General features: G+C 47.8%; 2 protein-coding genes. Both read right to left on the reverse strand.

Features of this window, described 5'->3' with window-relative positions; translation table 11 throughout:
• The coding region (locus A3766_RS27280) for a hypothetical protein (protein WP_197479791.1) at positions 1–197 on the reverse strand (197 nt) is incomplete at its 3' end.
• Between the two features lie 94 nt (positions 198–291).
• Positions 292–923 (reverse strand): proprotein convertase P-domain-containing protein (locus A3766_RS27285; RefSeq protein ID WP_156509192.1); only part of this gene is annotated, 632 nt, incomplete at its 5' end.

Consider the following 923-nt stretch of genomic DNA (forward strand, 5'->3'; position numbering starts at 1 on the left):
TAACTGGAGCCGCTAATTGTCACCACTGAGTTAGTCGTTGTTCTACTGTAGGTAGGTGATGTGAGCGTTGTTGTTGGCTCCGCTTTATCTCCACCGGAGTTACTACCTCCATCACAGCCAAACAAGGAGAGCGCCATTATCGGCAGGCTCACCTGTAGAGAGCGTTTAAAATTGATTCCATTAAGCAACTTGTTCATATCTATATTCTTTAGCCGGGATATCTGATTGGTTGGCACCAAGCTCGATTTTAGCGCTTGGTGCCTTTGCACAATAAACTTAGTACAGTGCTAACTATTGGATTATCGTTTCAAGAGCCCAGGTGTTTAGCGTTCCTGAGTTGGTGATCGTTGCTTTATCCTCTACTTTGAGTGTCCAGACACCTTGAGTAGACTCACCGTTAAATGCGCTTAAGGCGTTGTGAGGAATAACTGTGCCGCCGATACCGGGGGAAGAGTTACAAACGTTCTCTACAGCGGAGCTTCCCTGATCATCGAATGTTGCGTCGACATCATCGTTGGCGCAACCGAAATCGAACCAGCCGCCGGTTGTTCCAGGTCGGTCCATAATTACAACAGATGTGCCTGCAGGGCTTGTGAGCGTTAGGATCAGGTCTCCTGGTCGGCCATGCGATATATCAATCATAACATTAAGGTCAGCTAACTGACGGTCATCGGATATAGTCATACTGGTTGAGTTCGATGATGACCCCGCATCCAGTCCTGGGCTTGCACTAAATGTTTTAACAAGTGGAATGACTGTGACGGTGCGGGTTTGGGTTAATGCGCTATTCCCCGCCGCGTCAGTGACATTAAAGTGAACTTGATAACTGCCTGGTGTCGACATATCTAGCCCGCTTGTATCAATACTTACGTTCGATGATATGTCGCCATCGATGTTATCAGTTGCTGAAACCCCCAGGTCGC

The sequence above is a fragment of the Oleiphilus sp. HI0132 genome (assembly GCF_001635845.1).